Annotated in this window: 1 protein-coding gene; it reads left to right on the top strand. The window is 71.1% G+C overall.

Going from position 1 to position 1,338, the window contains the following annotated elements:
* The first annotated feature begins 232 nt into the window (after nt 1-232).
* Nucleotides 233-1,321, top strand: coding sequence for an IS110 family RNA-guided transposase (locus tag ABTY61_RS41855; protein ID WP_350510497.1), 1,089 nt, complete (start codon nt 233-235; stop codon nt 1,319-1,321).
* Nucleotides 1,322-1,338: the final 17 nt, after the last annotated feature.

Raw genomic sequence — 1,338 nt, 5'->3', positions numbered from 1 at the left:
CCGCCTGACAGTGAGGATGTTCATGAGCGGTTCCCGGGCGGGTCTGACCCACCGCCTGACTGACCTCGGGTCCTCAACGGGATCTGTCGGCCTCGTTCGGGAGCCGCTCGTGTGCATCCACCGGCCCGGCTTGCGTGACTTCATAAGAGCCTGGCCAGAGGCCCCATCACTGTCCTGTCCGCCCGCCGGACCGGTGGCTGCCGCCCTGACCGGTCGAATGGAGAGGACGGCGATGTCCACCATCGCACAGCAGACCCGCGAGATCACCGGCGGCGTCGACACCCACAAGGACACCCACACCGCGGCGGCCGTCGACTCGGCCGGACGGCCCCTGGGCGCCGAGCAGTTCGAGGCCACCGCCGAGGGCTACCGCAAGCTCCTGGCCTGGCTCCGCTCGTTCGGCACCCTGGTGCTGGTCGGCGTGGAGGGCACCGGCGCCTACGGAGCCGGCCTCGCCCGCTACCTGCGCGAGCAGGACGTGATCGTGGTGGAGATCGACCGCCCGGACCGCAAGGCCCGCCGCTGGCAGGGCAAGTCCGACCCGGTCGACGCCGAGGCCGCCGCACGGGCTGCCCTGTCCGCCCGCCGCACAGGGATACCCAAGCAGCGCGACGGCCGGGTGGAAGCCCTGCGGAGCCTGCGCGTGGCCCGCCGCAGCGCGGTCCGGCAACGAGCAGACGTGGCACGGCAGATGAAGACGCTGATCATCACCGCACCGGAAGAACTGCGAGCCGTCCTGCGAGACCTGGGCGACCGGCAGCTGATCGTCACGTGCGCCGCCTGGCGCCCGGACGCAAAGCGGGCCGGCGAGCCGGTGATCGCCGCCAGACTCGCACTGCGGACCCTGGCCCGCCGCTACCAGCGACTCGGCGAGGAGATCGCCGAACTGGAGGAGATCATCACCCCGCTGGTCACCGAGATCTCCCCGGCCCTGCTCGCGCTGAACGGCGTCGGCACGGACGTCGCCGGCCAGCTGCTGGTCACCGCCGGGGAGAACCCCGAGCGCCTGCGCTCCGAGGCGGCGTTCGCCATGCTCTGCGGTGCCGCGCCACTGCCGGCGTCCTCCGGCCGCACCCACCGCCACCGCCTCAACCGAGGCGGCGACCGGGGCGCCAACTCCGCCCTCTACCGCATCGCCCTGTGCCGCCTGCGCTGGGACCAACGCACCAAGCAGTACATGCAGCGCCGGACCACGGAAGGCCTGTCGAAGAAGGAGATCATCCGCTGCCTCAAGCGGTTCATCGCCCGCGAGATCTACCAGGTCCTGACCGCACCCAGCACTACATCCATCACCGCCGAGCAGCTCACCACCGCTGCTTGACATCCATAAGAGCATCC

This window comes from Kitasatospora sp. NPDC096128 (assembly GCF_040303105.1).
GTDB lineage: Bacteria > Actinomycetota > Actinomycetes > Streptomycetales > Streptomycetaceae > Kitasatospora.
The sequence above is the reverse complement of the archived record's forward strand: the minus strand, read 5'-3'. Positions and strand labels throughout refer to the sequence as shown.

Bases quoted from the DNA above. Each gene is read 5' to 3' on its own strand.
- ABTY61_RS41855 (WP_350510497.1), top strand. From the start codon at position 233: ATGTCCACCATCGCACAGCAGACCCGCGAGATCACCGGCGGCGTCGAC.